Source organism: Luteimonas sp. AC640a (assembly GCF_979256585.1).
This window is the reverse complement of record NZ_CEEDOV010000010.1, coordinates 171,956-188,303: the sequence shown is the minus strand read 5'-3', so window position 1 is coordinate 188,303 and position 16,348 is coordinate 171,956. Positions and strand designations below refer to the sequence as shown.

Below are 16,348 nucleotides of genomic sequence, written 5' to 3'. Positions count from 1 at the left end.
CGGGGGATGTGTGCCCAATCGATCCAGGAGCCTGCCGTGAGCGTCAACGCCGTCTCGTCATCCGAAACCACCAACCGCCTGCAGGACCTGCCGCCGCCGGGCGAGGCCGCGCAGTCCTACACCGCGCAGCGCGGCGACACGCTGTCGGAAATCGCCAAGGCCCATGGCGTCAGCCTCGAAGGCCTGCTGGCGGCGAATCCGCAGGTGAACAATCCGGACGTCATCTATCCCGATCAGTCCATCGCACTGCCCGCCGGCACCAAGCCGCTGAGTAGTGAGGCGGCGTCGGTCAACGGCGCGGCGCCGGCGAATGAGACGCAGGGCTCCTACACGGGTGGCCCGCTGGATCGCACCCAGCTGGCCCAGCTGTTCCACGAGGCCGGCTTCCGTGGTGAGAACCTGGTGAGCATGGTCGCCATCTCGATGCGCGAATCCACCGGCGATCCGGCCGCGTTCAATGGCAACGCCGCCACCGGCGACAAGTCGTATGGCCTGACCCAGATCAACATGATCGGCGCGATGGGTCCCGAGCGCCGCGAAGCCTTCGGCCTGACCTCCAACGAGCAGCTGTTCGACCCGCAGACCAATGCGCGCGTCGCGTTCGAACTGTCCAACAACGGCACCAACCTCTCGCCGTGGGGTGCCTACAAGGGCCTGACCAATACTTACAACACCGACGTGTCCGCAGCGCGCACGGCCGTCGCCGACGCGCAGGCGCAGGGCCTGCTGGGCACGCCGTTCAACGGCGGCGCACGTGCCGAGGGCGCCGCGCCCGTGCAGCAGAACACACCGGCCTCGGCTACGCCGACACTGGAACGCATTGACCGTGGCCCGGCTGTCACCGACCTGCAGACCCGTCTGGCCGCTGCGGGCTTCAGCCCGGGCACGGCCGATGGCATCTTCGGTGCCCGCACCGAGAGCGCGGTGCGCAGCTACCAGGCGAGCCGTGGCATCGAGGTCGATGGCGTCGTCGGACAGAACACCTGGGCGCAGCTCAACGGCGCGCCTGCGGTCGAGAAGCCGCCGGCAGCCGAGCCGGTCGCGCCAGGTGATGTCGCCCAGGTCAGCGATGCCCCGAGCAACGCCCGCATCGCCGGCCTGCATCCCGAACTGCGCGGCCAGGCCGCCGAGTTCGTCAATCGCGTCGAACAGGAACTGGGCATCACCCTGCGCGTGACCCAGGGCTTCCGCACCTACGCCGAGCAGGACGCGCTGTACGCCCAAGGCCGCACCACGCCGGGCGATATCGTCACCAATGCCCGCGGCGGCCACAGCAACCACAACTTCGCCACTGCCTTCGACGTCGTCGAAGTGCGCCCGGACGGCAGCATCAACTGGAGCCCCGACTGGGATGCCATCGGCCGCGTCGGTACCGACATGGGCCTGGAGTGGGGCGGCAACTGGACCACCTTCGTCGACCGTCCACACTTCCAGCTCGATACCGGCCTGAGTACGGCGGATATGCGTGGCCGTATCGCGGCCGGCAATGTCGATGGCGATGGATTCGTCAATCTGCGTTGATCGGTGTCTCCAGATCGGGCAAACGCGACAGGGCGCCGAGAGGCGCCCTGTGCACTTGAAGCCTGGGAACTGAATCTGGCACCGCGTGATCTTGCGCACCGGGCCGCCGTGTGGCGCTGGCTCACGGCAGCCAGAGTTTCTCCAGTTCGCGCAGCCCCCATTCGTCCGGCGACTCTGCCTGCAGGATCCGGTCCTGACATCCCGGGGCGGCCAGGTCCACGTCGCGAAGCAGGATGCGCCGGTGGCGGCGCGCGCAGTGGAATACGCGCACACGCGGTTTCAACAACGCGTCGGGCGCCTGCTCCAGCACCACGGCCAGATGCTGCGACTGCAGGCGCACCAGCGTGCCGACCGGATAGATGCCCAGGCGCTTGACGAACGTGCGGAAGATCGCCGGATCGAAGTGCCCCGTCCATGACGCCATCTGGCGCAAGGCCTCCGCCGGACACCATCCGCGCTTGTAGGGACGATCCGAGGTGACCGCGTCGTAGACGTCGCAGATCGCGGCCATTCGCGCCATCTGCGAGATCCCCTCGCCCTCCAGCTGACGCGGATAACCGGTGCCGTCCATTTTCTCGTGATGATGCAGCGCGATGTCGAGCGCGGCGGCGTCGTCCACGCCGCTGTCCACCAGCAGGCGATGGCCTTGTTCGGGATGTCGGCGCATCACGTCGAACTCCGCCTCGGTCAGTCGCCCCGGCTTGTTGAGCACGTGCGGCGGCGACATCGCCTTGCCCATGTCATGCAGCAGGCCACCCTTCGCGGCCGCGTGCACCTCGTCCTCGGGCAGGCCCATGCCGCGTGCCAGCATGGTCATCAGGCCGGCGACCGCCATCGAATGCAGATAGGTGTAATCGTCGGCCGTCTTCAGTCGGGCCACGCTGATCAAGGCATGCGGATTGCGCAGCACCGAAGCACAGACCGCCGCCACCAGTGGCGTGGCCGCACCGGTATCGACGTTTCGTCCCAGACGCGCCTCGCCGAACATCGCCTCGACCAGCGCCCGGCCGTCCTGCAACAGCGCGCGCGCGCTTTTGACCTCGACCTCGAAGTTGCCGGTGTCGACCTGCGGTGTCGCCTCGCGCGGCGCGGACACAGGCGATGCGGCCTGCGTGGCCTCCGGTGCTGCCGCTGCCTGTGCCAGCGGCTCGGGCGACACATCGCTGCCCAGCGTGCAATCGATCACCAGCGTCTCGACACCGCTGGCGCAGATCTTCGCCACGGCGTCGGCATCGGCCAGGAACGACGTACGCCAGAACGGATGGTCGAGCCAGGAGCCGCACAGGCGCTGGACATGCATACCGGGCTTGAGCTGGTCGGATCGGATCGTACGGAGCATCGGGCGTCAGCCAGTCTGCGGGCGGGTCGTCTCCCGCTTGCAGTCCTTCCGGCAACACCCGCCAGCGCGCCAGGCGCTTTCAGACAGGCACCGCAACGAATGAGCTGAAAGCAAAGGACCAGTGTCCGTATCGGCGCGCGCGTGCCCAACTTGAGCGCGTCGCGCGCGGCGGGTCTCCCGCTTCAGCAGACCTTCGTTCTTCTTCGTTTGGGTGTGTGGAAGGGAGGCGCGAACATGCCTCGCTCTTCGTGACCCCGTTCTTGGTCGAGGCAGGGACTGTTCGCTCATAGATCGGACGCGCAGCTTCGATCGTCTCCCGTGTCCGAGCGGGTCAGTGGGACGGTACCGAGATGACGGATACGGGGCCGCGGGAAATCAGCATTCCAGCCTGCGCGCCGCGCCGCGCGCTGTGGTTGGCAGCCCTCGCTGCAAATCCAGAGGCACCAGCGCACCAGCGCCTCGCCCATCAACGGCGTGATCGCGCGCCGCGCCTCGGGCGCAAGCTGGCCAGGATGCGGGGCTGCCCGGCATCGAACCCCTCATCGACAACGGCGCCTGCGATCGTCGCTCTCGTATCCGCGTCGATCACGGACGCGCGAATGCCAACGTGGCGCACCACGTAGCGGGCAGCGAGTCGGTCAAGAGCAACAGGGCAAGCGGTGAAGCTGTAGCGCGCGCAAGGGCGGACATCGCACATTGATTCTTGCGTTGTCGATATCGTCGCCAACGCCAACGCCAACGCCAACGCCAACGCCAACGCCAACGTCGGCTGCAGCAACCGACCTTCGCCACCACTTTCGACGTCGTCGAAGTGCGCCCGAACCGCAGCATCAACGGTAGCTCCGACCCGGATGCCATCGGCCGCATCTGCACCGGTATGGGCCTGGAATGGGGCGGCAACTGGACGACTTTCGTTGACCGTCTGCATCTCCGCTCGATACCGGCCTGAGCACCGCGGACATGCGTGACCGGATCGCGCACGGCAACGTCGACGCGGAAGGGTTCGTCAACCTGCGTTGATGCGAAGTTCCAGACTGCGAAAACCGGACAGGACGCTGAGAAGCGCCCCGTGGTTGCGATTCGGGGAAGCACGATTTCAGTCGGCCAGGCGGGCAAAGCGGCGAACCGCCCACACCTAGGGCTTGCCCCGGGCTGACGCGGCGCCCCGGACGCGGTTTCATCTCTGCCAAATGCCCGAAGGACTGCGCCTCCCATGACCTACACCGTCAACAACGGCGAAACGCTCGCCAGCATTGCCGCCGCGCGCAATCTGCAGCTTCAGGATCTTGCTGAGGCGAATCAGCTCGAGCCAACCGCGGAACTGGAAGCCGGACAGGAGCTCGCGATTCCGATCGACGCTGAGCCCGCAGGTCCCCAGCTCAGCGCTGCCGAACGTACCGATGCGGCGCTGGCGGACTACCAGCAGGCTTTGGCGGAATCGGCGCGCCTGCCCGGCCCGCTCGCCACCACGCCGTCTGCGCGCAGTGCGCTGGACGCCGCCGTCACCGCGGAACTCGCGCCGGTCGTCAACGGCGTGGACGCGCGCATCCCCGGCGCGCCGACCAGCCAGCAGACCATCGCCTCGATGCGCGAAAGCCTGCTCGCACGTCACGCCGGAGATTCCGCCGCGCAGCAGGCGCTGTCGCAGTCCATCGATACCTTCGCCACAGAACACCGCGCCGATGTCCTGGCGCAGGCCGATGTCTTCGGCAGCAGCGTGACGCCGGGCGACCGCCTGACCGCGCTCGGCCAATCGCTCGCGAACGAATCGCCGGCCGTCGTGACCGAACTGCTGCAGCAGCCCTCGGTGCAGACGCGTATCGACGCGGCCGCCGAGTGGGTCGGTGCGCCTTACGCCGGCGTCGGCGATGACCAGGCTGGTTACGACACCCAGATCGCCAGCGAGTCGTCCGGGCGCTTGGCCGGGCTCACGGACACGCTGCCGCCGGAAATGGCCGCAGCGCTCGTCGAGCGCAGCCTGCCGACGATCGAACGGATCGCAGGTGTGGAAGGCGTCTATACAAGCGCCGGCCCGTTCGCCGACCTGTCGCGTGCGGTGGCCGCGATGGGCGACGCGCCGGGCGCAAGCGCAACTGCCGATCGGGTCGCCGACGCGTTTCTCCCACAGGTCGAAACCTGGAGTGGTTTCTTCCTCGATTCCAATGGCGGCATCGTCCGCAGCGCCGTCGGCAGCGGCGCATCGCCCGAACTTGCGATTGCCCTCGCCGGCAGGCTGGAGGCGGCCGGGAAGGCGGACGAGGCCGGCATGGCCCTGCGTGCCGCTGCGGAGGGCACGCACGATCTGCAGTCGCGCCTCAACGGCTCGGTCGAGGCCTACGCCGAACACACCGAGGACCTGCTGACGGTGCTCAACGACGCCGGCAGCAACGTATCGCCCGAGCAGCGACAGCAGGCGATCGATGCCTACGTCGACCGGCAGGGGCCGGAATGGAAGGCACGTCTCGAGGAACTGCAGGCCGAGATCGCCACGCAAGGCGGTCAGTTGCTCGACAGCATGGCGGCGCTGCACAGCCTCCCCCCCAATCTTTCCAATGTGGGGCAGGGCGTCGACGGCATCCTGCGCGACGTCGCGGGCGACGAGACCACGCAGGGCAGCCTGTCGTTCGCGCTGTCGCTCGACCCCACACTGCTCGCCGGGCACGATGCCGCCAGCCTCGCCACCTTCCTGGCCGACGAGGGCCAGAAGGGCAGCGACTTCCTCAAGAATCTCGGCAACGCCTACGTCAACAGCCAGTTGATGCCGGCGATCGGCGCGATGAATCCGAACGACCCGGCAAGCGTGTCGCGCGCGAACGCCGCGATCGGCGATCTCGAGCGCAACGGCGCGCGTCTGTTCGGCATTCCGCAGACCGAGATCGACGCGGGTGTGGCGCGCCTGCGCAGTCTGTCGGACACGCTGTCCGATCCGGGCGCGCGTCTCAGCCCGGGCCAGGCATTCGAGTCGGTGGAGTCCTTCAGTGACGCGCAGCGCGACCTCACCGCGCTGCGCGATACGCAGTTCAGCTCCGGCCCCGCCGCGATGGCGTTCCGCACGCTGGCGCTGGGCATGTCCGGTGCCGCGTTCCTTACCTCGGCGCAGACCACGATCGACAACCCGAACGCGCAGAACGCGATCGGCACCCTGGCTTACTCGGTCGGGTTGGCGCAGGACGCGACGGCGTTCGCATCGACCATCGGCGCCATCAATGCCGAAGGCCGCGCGGCGCAATGGGGCACCGGCGCATCCTGGGCCGGCCAGTTCACCGCGAAATTCGTCGGCGTGCTCAACACCGCCTACTACGCCGCGGGCGCGATCGACCAGTGGAGCCAGGGCAGTGTGCCCGGCGTGCTGTTCAACGCAGCCGGCGCGGGCGGCGCGATCATGACCGTGCTCGCCGCCAACGGCACCATCGGCGCCTGGGGTGGCCCGGTGGGCGTCGGCGTGATGATGATCGCCACCGGCGGCGTCGCGCTGGTGCAGTACCGTCAGGACATCAACGCGCGCACCGATCTCGCCGAGCAGTTCTATCGCGACGCGGGTATCGATGCGCCCACCGCCGAGATCCTGGGCAACGAAGCCTCCGAAACCACGAACATCCTGCGCGACGGCCTGGATCTGTCACCCGCGCAGATCCAGACGCTGGCGAAGGATTTCCCGGAAGTGTTCTGGTCGCCGCCGGAGGCCGCAGGCACGGTCGCGGTCCTGCAGGCCAACGGCATCGGCGCCGACGACGCGCATGCGTTCCTGACCGCGGCGCGCGCGGACGACGCAATGTTCTTCCAGCGCTTCGCCGACCACTACAACAACCGGCCGTCGAACAGCGAGGGCACATTCGACGCCAATACGCGCCAGATGGTCGAGGGTTCGTTCCCGAGCGCAGCCGAGATCGCGCGCGAGGCTGCACCGGAGCTGTTCGGCGATAACGCAGAAGAGCGCGACCAGGCCGTGCGCGACTACGAGAACCTGCCGACCGGTGATCCTGCGATGACGGGCAACCTCTTCAAGGACACCAGTGACACCTATCGCGCCGAAGTCGTCCGCCAGCTCCAGGAAGACGGCATGCTGGATGTGTTCGTGGAGAACATGGCCACGAGCCACGCCTACAACGGCTGGCCGGAAGCGGCACGCGACGGCATCGAAGCCGCGCGCGACGCGGGTGTGCTCAGTGATGAGCAGGCGGGCGCGTATTTGTCGCAGCTCGGGTTTTGATCTAGGCGCCGCGTTTTACAAGTGGAACTGAGAAGGGCCTGCGATTGCAGGCCCTTCTTTGATATGTCGGCGGTGAAAGTGAACCTGACACCGTTACTTCGAAGGCGTTTCTTCCTGATTGGTAGGAGCATTCTGTGTGCCTCCTAGATCACACGCGAAGCGTATTCGGCCTGAATTAATTGTTAGCCTGCATTTGTGCCGCCAACCCTTGCGCTCCTGTCCACAGCCATCTCTACGACTCTTTTGCTGCGATCCTTCAGCAGGGCGGAAGAGATTGCACCGAAGCATTTTATCGGCACTTCATCAAGCAGGGACGCGACCCTAAACCGCACCTCTGCGTTGGAATGAGATGCGAGCTCAGACCACAGGCTAATTATGTCGGGATAGTCGAAACCGGTCTTGCGTAGCCACTTTGCTGCGTTCTCCCAGACCCCGGCTCCGCCTTCCGTCATCGCTACGTGTACGGAAGTCCTGACATACTCCAGATCTCCATTGCCATCGATCAAATCGTGAATGGCGTCAATGACGTTCATCAGCAACGGAATCTGCGCTGGGTTGCGGACAAGTCTCGCCTCGCAATTTTTCTCGTGGTCGCGACCGAATGTGAACATGCTGCCTAACGCCTGAATTAAGCCGCGCCGCGAAGCGACGTCGGCTTGAATGAATTGTTAGCCCGCGGCGCGCTACCGGGGATAGCTTTCCTCATAAGGATGATCTCCGGCTGTACCGAGCCACGGTGTAAGTGATGACAATGGTCTTTCTGACGCTGTGAAAGAGACATTGATGTTGTCCTGTGTGCACCGCGCTGGGTGGCGATTGCCGCTATGAACTATGTTTCCAGTAACTACTACCTGAAGGGCACTGCCTTTTTGGGTGATGTTGATCTGGCCGCGTTCGATGGTGCCGGAGCAGGCAGCATGCGGCCATGCTGAACCACCTTTTGTGTGCACCACGACCACCGAATCGTCAATCGCAATAGCACCTGGGTCTGGCCCTGAGTTCTTGAACCAGATCGTCAACTTCTCAAACACTTCATCGTCCACCGTGAGCGCCCCACCTGGGGAATAGAAGCGGTGAGCAACAACCGTGCCTTGTCCAGAGGACAGCCTATGAGCAAATAACCCCATCTCGGAGCGGTCTAGTGCAGCTACATTCTCGGGTCGCACGCCCAGTTCAGAAAGATAATCTGGATCTGCTAGCACAGCATTATGGACGAAGAATCCATCGTTCCGCGCCTTGCCCTGACCCATGACCGTGCAGGAGGACAAGAACGAAGCGATTAAGAAGACGGCGGCGTGCTTAGTCATGAGCGGGCTAACGCTGGAATTAAGCCGACCCGCGAAGCGGATTCGGCTTGAATGAATTGTTAGGCAGCGAGCTCAGTGAAGAAGGTGAGCCTGTTGCCGTCCGGATCAGCTACCAAGATTTCGCGAGTTTTCCAGGCGGTGTTGCGCGGCGAGCCAGATTGAACAAGTCCCGTTGTTTGGAACGCCTGATGGCACTCGTCTACATCTGGAACAGCAAAGTAGACGGCGCCACCGACCTGACAGTCGTCTGCGTGCTCTGTCAGGAAGATCGATTGGTGCCCGCGAGTGAGCTGCGCAAAGACCGGAAAATCCGGCTCGTGCCGATACTCCCAATCGACGGTGAATCCAAGCCCCTGAACGTAGAACGGGAAACTGGCGGAAGCACTGGTTACCCGAAGGACGGGGGTCACTGTCTGGGTCACGATGATCTCTCCTTGCTGCCTAACTAGTATTCGGCCCCGGATGCGGGGTGTTGCGTCGAGTATGCGATGGAAGTCGCCCTGCGGCCAAGGCGGGGATTTCGAAATGCATTCAACTACTTGCTTCCCCTGTGCCGGTCGTCTGGCTGGGTGCTCGCCCGCGTTATCAGGCGAATGCTCAGAGGCGGCGTTATGTGATGAAAGTGAGGTGTAACGCGTCCGGTCACCGATCGGGTATCGACCACCTCTCAGGGTGTGATAGGCGGCGCGGCTCAGCACTCGTCACCAATCGATCGTCAATGTCAGCAACCCATAACGGAACAGGGCGCCTCGAAGGGCGCCCTGTTCTTTAGAACTTCGCAATATCGCCGGACTCAAGCCGTCGTCTTGCTCTCCAATGCATACCCGAACTGCTGCCGGAACTGCAGCGAGAACTCGGCGTAATCGAAACGCTGGTTCTGTGTGCCGGGGTGCTCGACTTTCAATGCGCCCATCAGGTTGCCGATGCGGCCGATGGTCAGCCAGTCGCAACCTTTCTCGATGCCGAAGATCAGGCCGGCGCGGAAGGCGTCGCCGCAGCCAGTGGGATCGGTCACGCGGCGCTCGTGCGCGGGCGGTACGTCGTGGGTCTGGCCTTCGGCGTAGATGACGACGCCCTTCGGGCCCCGGGTGCAGATGTAGGCGCGGACCTTGGCGGCGATGGTGGTCTCATCCCAGCCGGTGCGCTCCTGCAGCAGGTTGGACTCGTAGTCGTTGACGACGACGTAGTCGGCCAGCTCGATGAAGTTGCGCAACTCTTCGCCGTTGAACAGCGGCATGGCCTGGCCGGGGTCGAAGATGAAAGGGATCTTGCCGTCCGAGAATTCCTGGGCGTTCTGCAGCATGCCCTCGCGGCCGTCCGGACCGACGAGGCCGATGGTCACGTTCGGCACGTCCCTCACGTGGTTCTCGTGGCTGCGCATCATCGCGCCCGGATGGAAGGCGGTGATCTGGTTGTTGTCCAGATCGGTGGTGATGAAGGCCTGCGGGGTGAACAGGTCGGGAATCTCGCGGACCTGCGACAGGTCGATGCCGTGCTCCTCGAACCACTCCCGGTAGGGGCCGAAGTCCTGGCCGACCGTCCCCATGGGGATCGGCTCGCCGCCCAGCAGCTTGAGGTTGTAGGCGATGTTGCCGGCGCAGCCGCCGAACTCGCGACGCATCCGCGGCACCAGGAACGAGACGTTCAGGATGTGCACCTTGTCCGGCAGGATGTGGTTCTTGAACTGGTCGGGGAACACCATGATGGTGTCGTAGGCCAGGGAGCCGCAGATCAGTGCAGACATCGGGCGGAAGCTCGCGCGGAAAGGCCGCACAGGGTACCGGCGCAGGGGGCGCGAGGCCAGCGCGAAGGCCGTTCCGGCGCGCCGTGCGGACCCGGAACAGCGGCCTACCGGGCGCGCAACTGGGGGTGGCCCGGGGCCGCGGGGAGGCCGCTTTTTTGCTAGGCTAATCCGCTTCGTTTCGCCTCCCTGCCGGACGCCCTCTCCCGATGTTCAAGAAGTTCCGCGGTCTCTTCTCCAATGACCTGTCCATCGACCTGGGCACCGCAAATACCCTCATCTTCGTCCGCGGCCAGGGCATCGTGCTCAACGAGCCGTCGGTCGTCGCCGTGCGCCAGGACCGGAGCGCCGGCCAGAAGGTGGTCGCCGCCGTCGGCACCGAGGCCAAGCAGATGCTCGGCCGCACGCCCGGCAACATCACCACGCATCGCCCGATGAAAGACGGCGTCATCGCCGATTTCACCTACACCGAGGAGATGCTGAAGTACTTCATCAAGAAGGTGCACAAGTCGCGTTTCTTGCGCCCGAGCCCGCGCGTGCTGATCTGTGTGCCGGCCGGCTCCACCCAGGTGGAGAAGCGCGCCATCAAGGATTCGGCGCTGGAAGCCGGCGCGCGTGACGTGTCGTTGATCGAAGAGCCGATGGCGGCTGCGATCGGCGCTGGCCTGCCGGTCACCGAGGCGCGCGGTTCGATGGTCGTCGACATCGGCGGCGGCACCACGGAAGTCGCGGTGATCGCGCTCAACGGCATCGTCTACTCGCAATCGGCCCGCATCGGCGGCGACCGTTTCGACGAGTCGATCATCAATTACGTGCGCCGCAACCACGGCATGCTGATCGGAGAATCCACCGCCGAGCGGATCAAACTGCAGATCGGCTGCGCGTATCCGCAGGAAGAGGCGATGGAGATGGAAGTCTCCGGCCGCCATCTCGCCGAGGGCGTGCCCAAGATCGTCACGATCAGCTCCAACGAAGTGCTCGACGCGCTGCGCGAGCCGCTGTCGGGCATCGTCGAGGCGGTGAAGCAGGCGCTCGAGCAGACGCCGCCGGAGCTGTGCGCCGACGTCGCCGAGCGCGGCATCGTGCTGACCGGTGGTGGCGCGCTGCTGCGCGACCTCGATCGTCTGATCAGCGAGGCCACCGGCCTGCACGTGCAGGTCGCCGAGGATCCGCTGACCTGCGTCGCCCGTGGTGGCGGCCGTGCGCTGGAACTGCTGGACCTGCACGGCAACGAGTTCTTCGCGGACTGATGGCGTCGGCATCGGCGATCGGAGCGAAGTTCTGGTCGCCATTCCGTCGTCAGTGCCACCCAGCGCCGTCGCGCCGTCGCGTTCGCAAGACCCGCCGTCCCGCTGGTGTTCAACCGGCGGCTGGCTGTCCGGGCCAGGATCTATTCCCAGGATCAAGATGGGCCCCAGCCTGCGCTGGGGCGACGACAATGCGGCCTTCGACTGTTGAGCCCACGTTCGAGATGACGCCGAGCGACCGCCCCTGATGTCCGCCTACGCCAGTTCTCCCGCGCCCCGGCCCGGCGAAGTCGCCGGCACGCTACGTCTGCTCGCCTATCTCGCACTGTCGTGTGCCCTGGTGGTCAGTGACCACCAGGGCGGCTGGCTGTCGCAGTTCCGCCAGCAGGCCAGCGTGGCGATGCAGCCGCTGTGGTGGCTGGCCGGTCTGCCGTCGCGGCTCGGCGACAGCATGCGCAACGATGCCGCCACGCGCACTCAACTCTCGGCCGACAACCGCCGCCTGCGCAACGAACTGCTGGTGCTCAATGCCGGCCAGGCGCGTCTGCGCGTGGAGGCGGTCGAGAACGCGCGGCTGCGCGCGCTGCTGGGCGCGGTGGAACAGGGCAGTCTCGACGTGCAGCTGGCGCCGATCCTCGATGTCGACCAGGACCCCACGCGCCAGCGGTTGCTGCTCGATGCCGGCAGCCGCAATGGCGTGCGTGTGGGCCAGAGCGTCATCGATGCCGGCGGCCTGCTCGGCCAGGTCATCACGGTCACGCCGCTGACCTCGACCGTGCTGCTGGTGACCGATCTCGAACACGCGGTGCCGGTGATCATCGCCCGCAACGGCGTGCGCCTGGTTGCTTACGGCAGTGGCCGCGCCGACCATCTGGCGCTGCGCAACATACCGCTGTCGGCGGAGGTCGAAGTCGGCGACACGCTGGTGACCTCGGGCCTGGGCGGCCGGTTTCCGCCGGGCTTTCCGGTCGGCACGATCACCGAACTGCAGCCCGACGACAGCCGTGCGTTTCTCGTCGGCGATCTGACCCCTGCCGCGCAGCTCGATCGCGGGCGCGACGTGTTGCTGCTGCGCGATGTCGTGGTGCCGGTGACGACCGCCGATCTCGACGCCGCCGCCGCCGAGCGCGAAGCAGCCGCACGCGCGCAGGCAGAGGCCGATGCTGCGGCAGCGCCCGTCGATGGTGTGGACGCCGCGGCGCCCGGTACCGGCGACCCACCGCCCGTTGATGCGTCTGTGGCCCCGTCGAACACTGCGCCGCCGCCTGCAACGCCACCTGCGCCGGCGCCGCAACGATGAGCCGTCGTCGTAGCCCCTGGGTCCTGCCGGCCAGCCTGTTCATCGCGCTGTTGCTCGGCCTGCTGCCGCTGCCGCCCGGCGTGCAGCCGTATCGGCCGTTCTGGCTGGCGCTGGTCGTCGCTTACTGGGTGATCGAAGATCCCGACCGCGCGGGTCTGGGCTTCGCGTTCTCGATGGGCCTCATTGCCGATCTCGCGTTCGGCGGCCTGCTCGGCGAACAGGCGCTGCGACTGGTCATGATGGCCTTCATCCTGCAGCGCTTCCGCTCGCAGCTGCGTTTCTTCCCGGTCGCGCAGCAGGCGCTGGCGATCGGTGGTCTGCTGCTCAACGATCGCGTCATCAGCGCGGCGATCCACGTCGCGCTCGGCGTGCCGCAGCTGCCATGGTCCTACTGGCTGGCGCCGCTGATCGGCATGCTGCTGTGGGCGCCGCTGTATCTGGTCATGGACGCACTGCGCTTCGGGCGCAAGTCTTAAGCGTGGGCTGACGAATGGCCAGGCGCGGGCGCCGTCCCGATATCCGCAACAACGCCACCGAAGCCGCGGCGTTCCGCACGCGTGCGCTGATCGGATTCGGTGCGGTCGTGATCGCGCTTGGGGTGCTCGCCGGCTGGTATTTCAAGCTCCAGGTCATCGATCACGACATCTACGCGAAGCGCTCGGAGGCCAATCGCATCAAGCCGCGGCCGGTGGTGCCGGGACGCGGGCTGATTCTCGACCGCAAAGGCCGCATCCTCGCCGAGAACGAGCAAGCGTATCGCCTCGAAGTCACGCCCGAGGAAGCTGGCGACACGCGTCAGCTGATCAGCGAGCTGTCGCGGATCATCGCGCTCTCGCCCGACGACATCGCCCGTTTCGATCGCGAGCGCAAGGCGCAGCGGGGCTTTCGCGCGGTCACGCTCAAGCTGCGCATCAGCGAGGACGAGATGGCGCGCTTCGCGCTCGACCGCTGGCGCTTTCCGGGCGTCGAAGTGGTGCCGTATCTCAACCGCTATTACCCCTACGGCGATCTGTTCGCGCACGTGGTCGGCTACGTGGGCCGCACCGACGAGAGCGACGTCGCGCGCTACGGCCAGGCGCATCTGCTGTATCCGCAGACCGGGCGCACGGGGCTGGAGCGGTATTACGACGAAGCGCTGCGCGGCAAGATCGGCTACGAGCAGGTCGAGACGAATGTCGAGGGGCGTGCGCTGCGCCGGCTCGGGCTGCTGCCGGCGACCGCCGGCGCGGATCTGCGCCTGAGCGTCGATGCAGACCTGCAGCAGGCGATGGTGCTGGCCTTCGGTGGCCTGCACGGTTCGGCCGTCGCGGTGGAGCCGGCGACCGGCAACATCCTCGGCATGGTCAGCCTGCCGAGCTTCGATCCCAACCTGTTCGTCAACGGCATCTCGCACGACGACTACCGCAGCCTGATGGACGATCCCGCGCGTCCGCTGTTCAACCGCAACGTGCTCGGTGGCGGCCCGCCGGGTTCGACGATCAAGCCGCTGGTCGCGCTGGCAGGTGTCGACAGCGGGCTGCGCACGCCGGAATCGCGCGTGTTCTCGACCGGCGAGTTCTTCATTCCCGGGCAACGCCGCGGCTATCGCGATGCCGCGCGTGGTGCCGGCTGGACCGACCTGCGCGATTCGATCGCGCGCTCGGTGAACTATTACTACTACCAGCTCGCCTACGAGATGGGCATCGAGCGTTTCGACCAGTACATGACGCGCTACGGCTTCGGCCAGCCGACCGGCATCGATCTGCTCGGCGAGAACGCCGGCATCGTGCCGTCGCCGCGCTTCAAGGCCTCGCGCACGCGCGAGCCCTGGTACGCGGGCGAAACGGTGATCGCCGGCATCGGCCAGGGCTACTGGATCGCGACCGCGCTGCAGCTCGCGCGCGGCACTGCGGCGATCGCCAACGGCGGCGAACTCAACACGCTGCATCTGGCCAACGAGCGTCGCGACGGTTTCGACGCGCCGTGGCGCCTGGTGCCGCGGCCGGCCTCGACGTCGATCACCGACAACCCGGCGCATCTGCGCGCGGTGCAGGAGGGCATGGTCACCACGATCCACGGCCGCGGCACCGGCACGCGCATGGCGATCGGCGCCGAGTACCGCATGGCCGGCAAGACCGGCACCGCGCAGCGGGTGAGCCGCCGCGGCAGCGCGAGCATGGATCCGCGAAGCCTGCCGTATCACCTGCGGCATCAGGCGCTGTTCGTCGGCTATGCGCCGGCCGAGAATCCGACGATCGCGGTCGCCATCACCGTCGAGCACGGCGGTTACGGCGGCAGCACGGCCGCACCGATCGCGCGCCGCATCTTCGATGCCTGGCTGCTCGGCAAGATGCCTGAAGTCGAAATCGACGCCGCCACCGGCGCACCGGCCGCGGTGGCTGCGATCGTGCCCGACGCCGACCTCGCACCCGAGCCGTCGTTCGAAGCGGTCGTCGCCGGCGTGCGCACCGCGCCGCGCGATGCCAACGGCAGGTTCCCGGGCGTGACGCCGACCGCTTCGCCTGCGGCTGCGACCGGTGCCACCGCGCCGACGGCGCCGACGCCATGAACGTGATTCTGCGCTGGCTGCTGGAGATGCTGCAGCGTTTCACCCGCACGCTGGACTGGCCGCTGCTCGCCGCGCTGGTCGCGCTGATGTGCATCGGCCTCGCTGTGCTGCACAGCGCCACCAACCAGAACGTCGCAATGGTCGCGTCGCAGGGCAGCCGCTTCGTCATCGGTCTCGGCGCGATGTGGGTGCTGTCGCGGATTCCCGCCGTGCAGCTGCGCCGTTTCACCCCGGCTGCGTACGTGGCCTCGCTCTTGCCGCTGATCGCCGTGCTCTTCATGGGCACCGGGCGCAGTGGCCAGCACTGGATCAACCTCGGCGTGTTCTATGTGCAGCCGGCCGAGTTGATGAAGCTGTCGCTGCCGATGATGGCGGCCTGGTGGCTGGGCCAGCAGCCCACGCCGCCGCGGCTGGGCACGATCGCAATCGCCGCCGCGATCATCGGTCTGCCGACCGGCCTGATCCTGCTGCAGCCCGATCTGGGCACCGCGGTGCTGGTGGCCTCGGGCGGCGTGTTTGCGTTGTATCTGGCCGGATTGTCGTGGTGGTGGTTCATCGGCGGCGCGGCGGCGTTTGCCGTGGCCGCACCGGCGGCCTGGTTCTGGTATTTCCAGCAGTACCAGAAGGACCGCATCCTGACCTTCCTCGATCCCGAATCCGATCCGCTGGGCACCGGCTGGAACATCATCCAGTCGAAGATCGCGATCGGCTCGGGCGGTTTTTCGGGGCAGGGCTGGGGTGACGGCTCGCAGTCGCATCTCAACTACGTGCCCGAACACACCACCGACTTCATCTTCGCCGTACTGAGCGAGGAATTCGGATGGCTCGGCGTCAGCGTCGTGCTGGGCCTGTACCTGTTCATCGTCGGCCGCTGCCTGTGGATCGCCAGCGAGGCGCGCGATGGATTCTCGCGATTGCTGGTCGGCAGCCTCGGGCTGGCGCTGTTCGTCTACGTCATCGTCAACGGCGGCATGATCTCCGGCCTGCTGCCGGTCGTCGGCGTGCCGATGCCGTTGCTGAGTTTCGGCGGCACCGCGGCGGTCTCGCTGCTGGCCGGTTTCGGCGTGGTCATGGCGGTGCAGGCGAGTGCGACGCGGCGTCGTTAGCCTTACCGGCCCTGACTGCGCCCGCGCAA

Annotated in this window: 13 protein-coding genes; 8 read left to right on the top strand and 5 right to left on the bottom strand. The window is 66.5% G+C overall.

Annotated elements, in window-relative coordinates; all coding sequences use genetic code 11:
* Window positions 1-36 precede the first annotated feature (36 nt).
* A complete protein-coding gene (locus tag ACZ9YD_RS09955; RefSeq protein WP_465075029.1) occupies window positions 37-1,521 on the top strand; it encodes a peptidoglycan-binding protein in 1,485 nt (494 codons plus the stop codon).
* A 121-nt stretch (window positions 1,522-1,642) separates the two neighbouring features.
* On the opposite strand, the gene ACZ9YD_RS09950 is transcribed toward ACZ9YD_RS09955, so the two are convergent.
* The gene (locus tag ACZ9YD_RS09950; protein WP_465075027.1) at window positions 1,643-2,860 is read right to left on the bottom strand and encodes an HD-GYP domain-containing protein; all 1,218 of its coding nucleotides are present in this window, start codon (window positions 2,858-2,860) and stop codon (window positions 1,643-1,645) included.
* A gap of 811 nt (window positions 2,861-3,671) precedes the next feature.
* On the opposite strand from ACZ9YD_RS09950, the gene ACZ9YD_RS09945 reads away from it, so the two are divergent.
* Window positions 3,672-3,809, top strand: coding sequence for a M15 family metallopeptidase (locus tag ACZ9YD_RS09945; protein WP_465075025.1), 138 nt, complete (start codon window positions 3,672-3,674; stop codon window positions 3,807-3,809).
* A gap of 264 nt (window positions 3,810-4,073) precedes the next feature.
* Window positions 4,074-7,070, top strand: a complete 2,997-nt coding sequence (locus ACZ9YD_RS09940; protein ID WP_465075024.1) for a LysM peptidoglycan-binding domain-containing protein — start codon at window positions 4,074-4,076, stop codon at window positions 7,068-7,070.
* A 182-nt stretch (window positions 7,071-7,252) separates the two neighbouring features.
* Here ACZ9YD_RS09940 and ACZ9YD_RS09935 read toward each other — a convergent pair whose 3' ends face one another.
* The 4 genes from ACZ9YD_RS09935 to ACZ9YD_RS09920 form a co-directional block, all read right to left on the bottom strand.
* Entirely contained in the window at window positions 7,253-7,681 is a 429-nt protein-coding gene (locus ACZ9YD_RS09935; protein WP_465075022.1) for a hypothetical protein, read from the bottom strand.
* A gap of 72 nt (window positions 7,682-7,753) precedes the next feature.
* The gene (locus ACZ9YD_RS09930; RefSeq protein ID WP_465075021.1) at window positions 7,754-8,377 is read right to left on the bottom strand and encodes a DUF4240 domain-containing protein; all 624 of its coding nucleotides are present in this window, start codon (window positions 8,375-8,377) and stop codon (window positions 7,754-7,756) included.
* Between the two features lie 59 nt (window positions 8,378-8,436).
* Window positions 8,437-8,802: a bleomycin resistance protein gene (locus tag ACZ9YD_RS09925; RefSeq protein WP_465075524.1), complete on the bottom strand. Its 366-nt coding sequence runs from the start codon at window positions 8,800-8,802 to the stop codon at window positions 8,437-8,439.
* Between the two features lie 368 nt (window positions 8,803-9,170).
* Window positions 9,171-10,121: a carbohydrate kinase family protein gene (locus ACZ9YD_RS09920; RefSeq protein ID WP_465075020.1), complete on the bottom strand. Its 951-nt coding sequence runs from the start codon at window positions 10,119-10,121 to the stop codon at window positions 9,171-9,173.
* A gap of 206 nt (window positions 10,122-10,327) precedes the next feature.
* On the opposite strand from ACZ9YD_RS09920, the gene ACZ9YD_RS09915 reads away from it, so the two are divergent.
* The 5 genes from ACZ9YD_RS09915 to rodA all read left to right on the top strand — a co-directional run bounded on the left by ACZ9YD_RS09915 (window position 10,328) and on the right by rodA (window position 16,319).
* Window positions 10,328-11,368: a rod shape-determining protein gene (locus ACZ9YD_RS09915; RefSeq protein ID WP_465075019.1), complete on the top strand. Its 1,041-nt coding sequence runs from the start codon at window positions 10,328-10,330 to the stop codon at window positions 11,366-11,368.
* A gap of 244 nt (window positions 11,369-11,612) precedes the next feature.
* Complete coding sequence (gene mreC / locus ACZ9YD_RS09910; RefSeq protein WP_465075018.1) at window positions 11,613-12,665, top strand: rod shape-determining protein MreC; 1,053 nt, start codon at window positions 11,613-11,615, stop codon at window positions 12,663-12,665.
* The gene (gene mreD, locus ACZ9YD_RS09905; protein ID WP_465075017.1) at window positions 12,662-13,141 is read left to right on the top strand and encodes a rod shape-determining protein MreD; all 480 of its coding nucleotides are present in this window, start codon (window positions 12,662-12,664) and stop codon (window positions 13,139-13,141) included. Before mreC ends, mreD begins: the two co-directional genes overlap by 4 nt.
* A gap of 14 nt (window positions 13,142-13,155) precedes the next feature.
* Entirely contained in the window at window positions 13,156-15,213 is a 2,058-nt protein-coding gene (gene mrdA / locus ACZ9YD_RS09900; RefSeq protein ID WP_465075016.1) for a penicillin-binding protein 2, read from the top strand.
* The gene (gene rodA / locus ACZ9YD_RS09895; protein WP_465075015.1) at window positions 15,210-16,319 is read left to right on the top strand and encodes a rod shape-determining protein RodA; all 1,110 of its coding nucleotides are present in this window, start codon (window positions 15,210-15,212) and stop codon (window positions 16,317-16,319) included. Before mrdA ends, rodA begins: the two co-directional genes overlap by 4 nt.
* The last annotated feature ends 29 nt before the right edge of the window (window positions 16,320-16,348 follow it).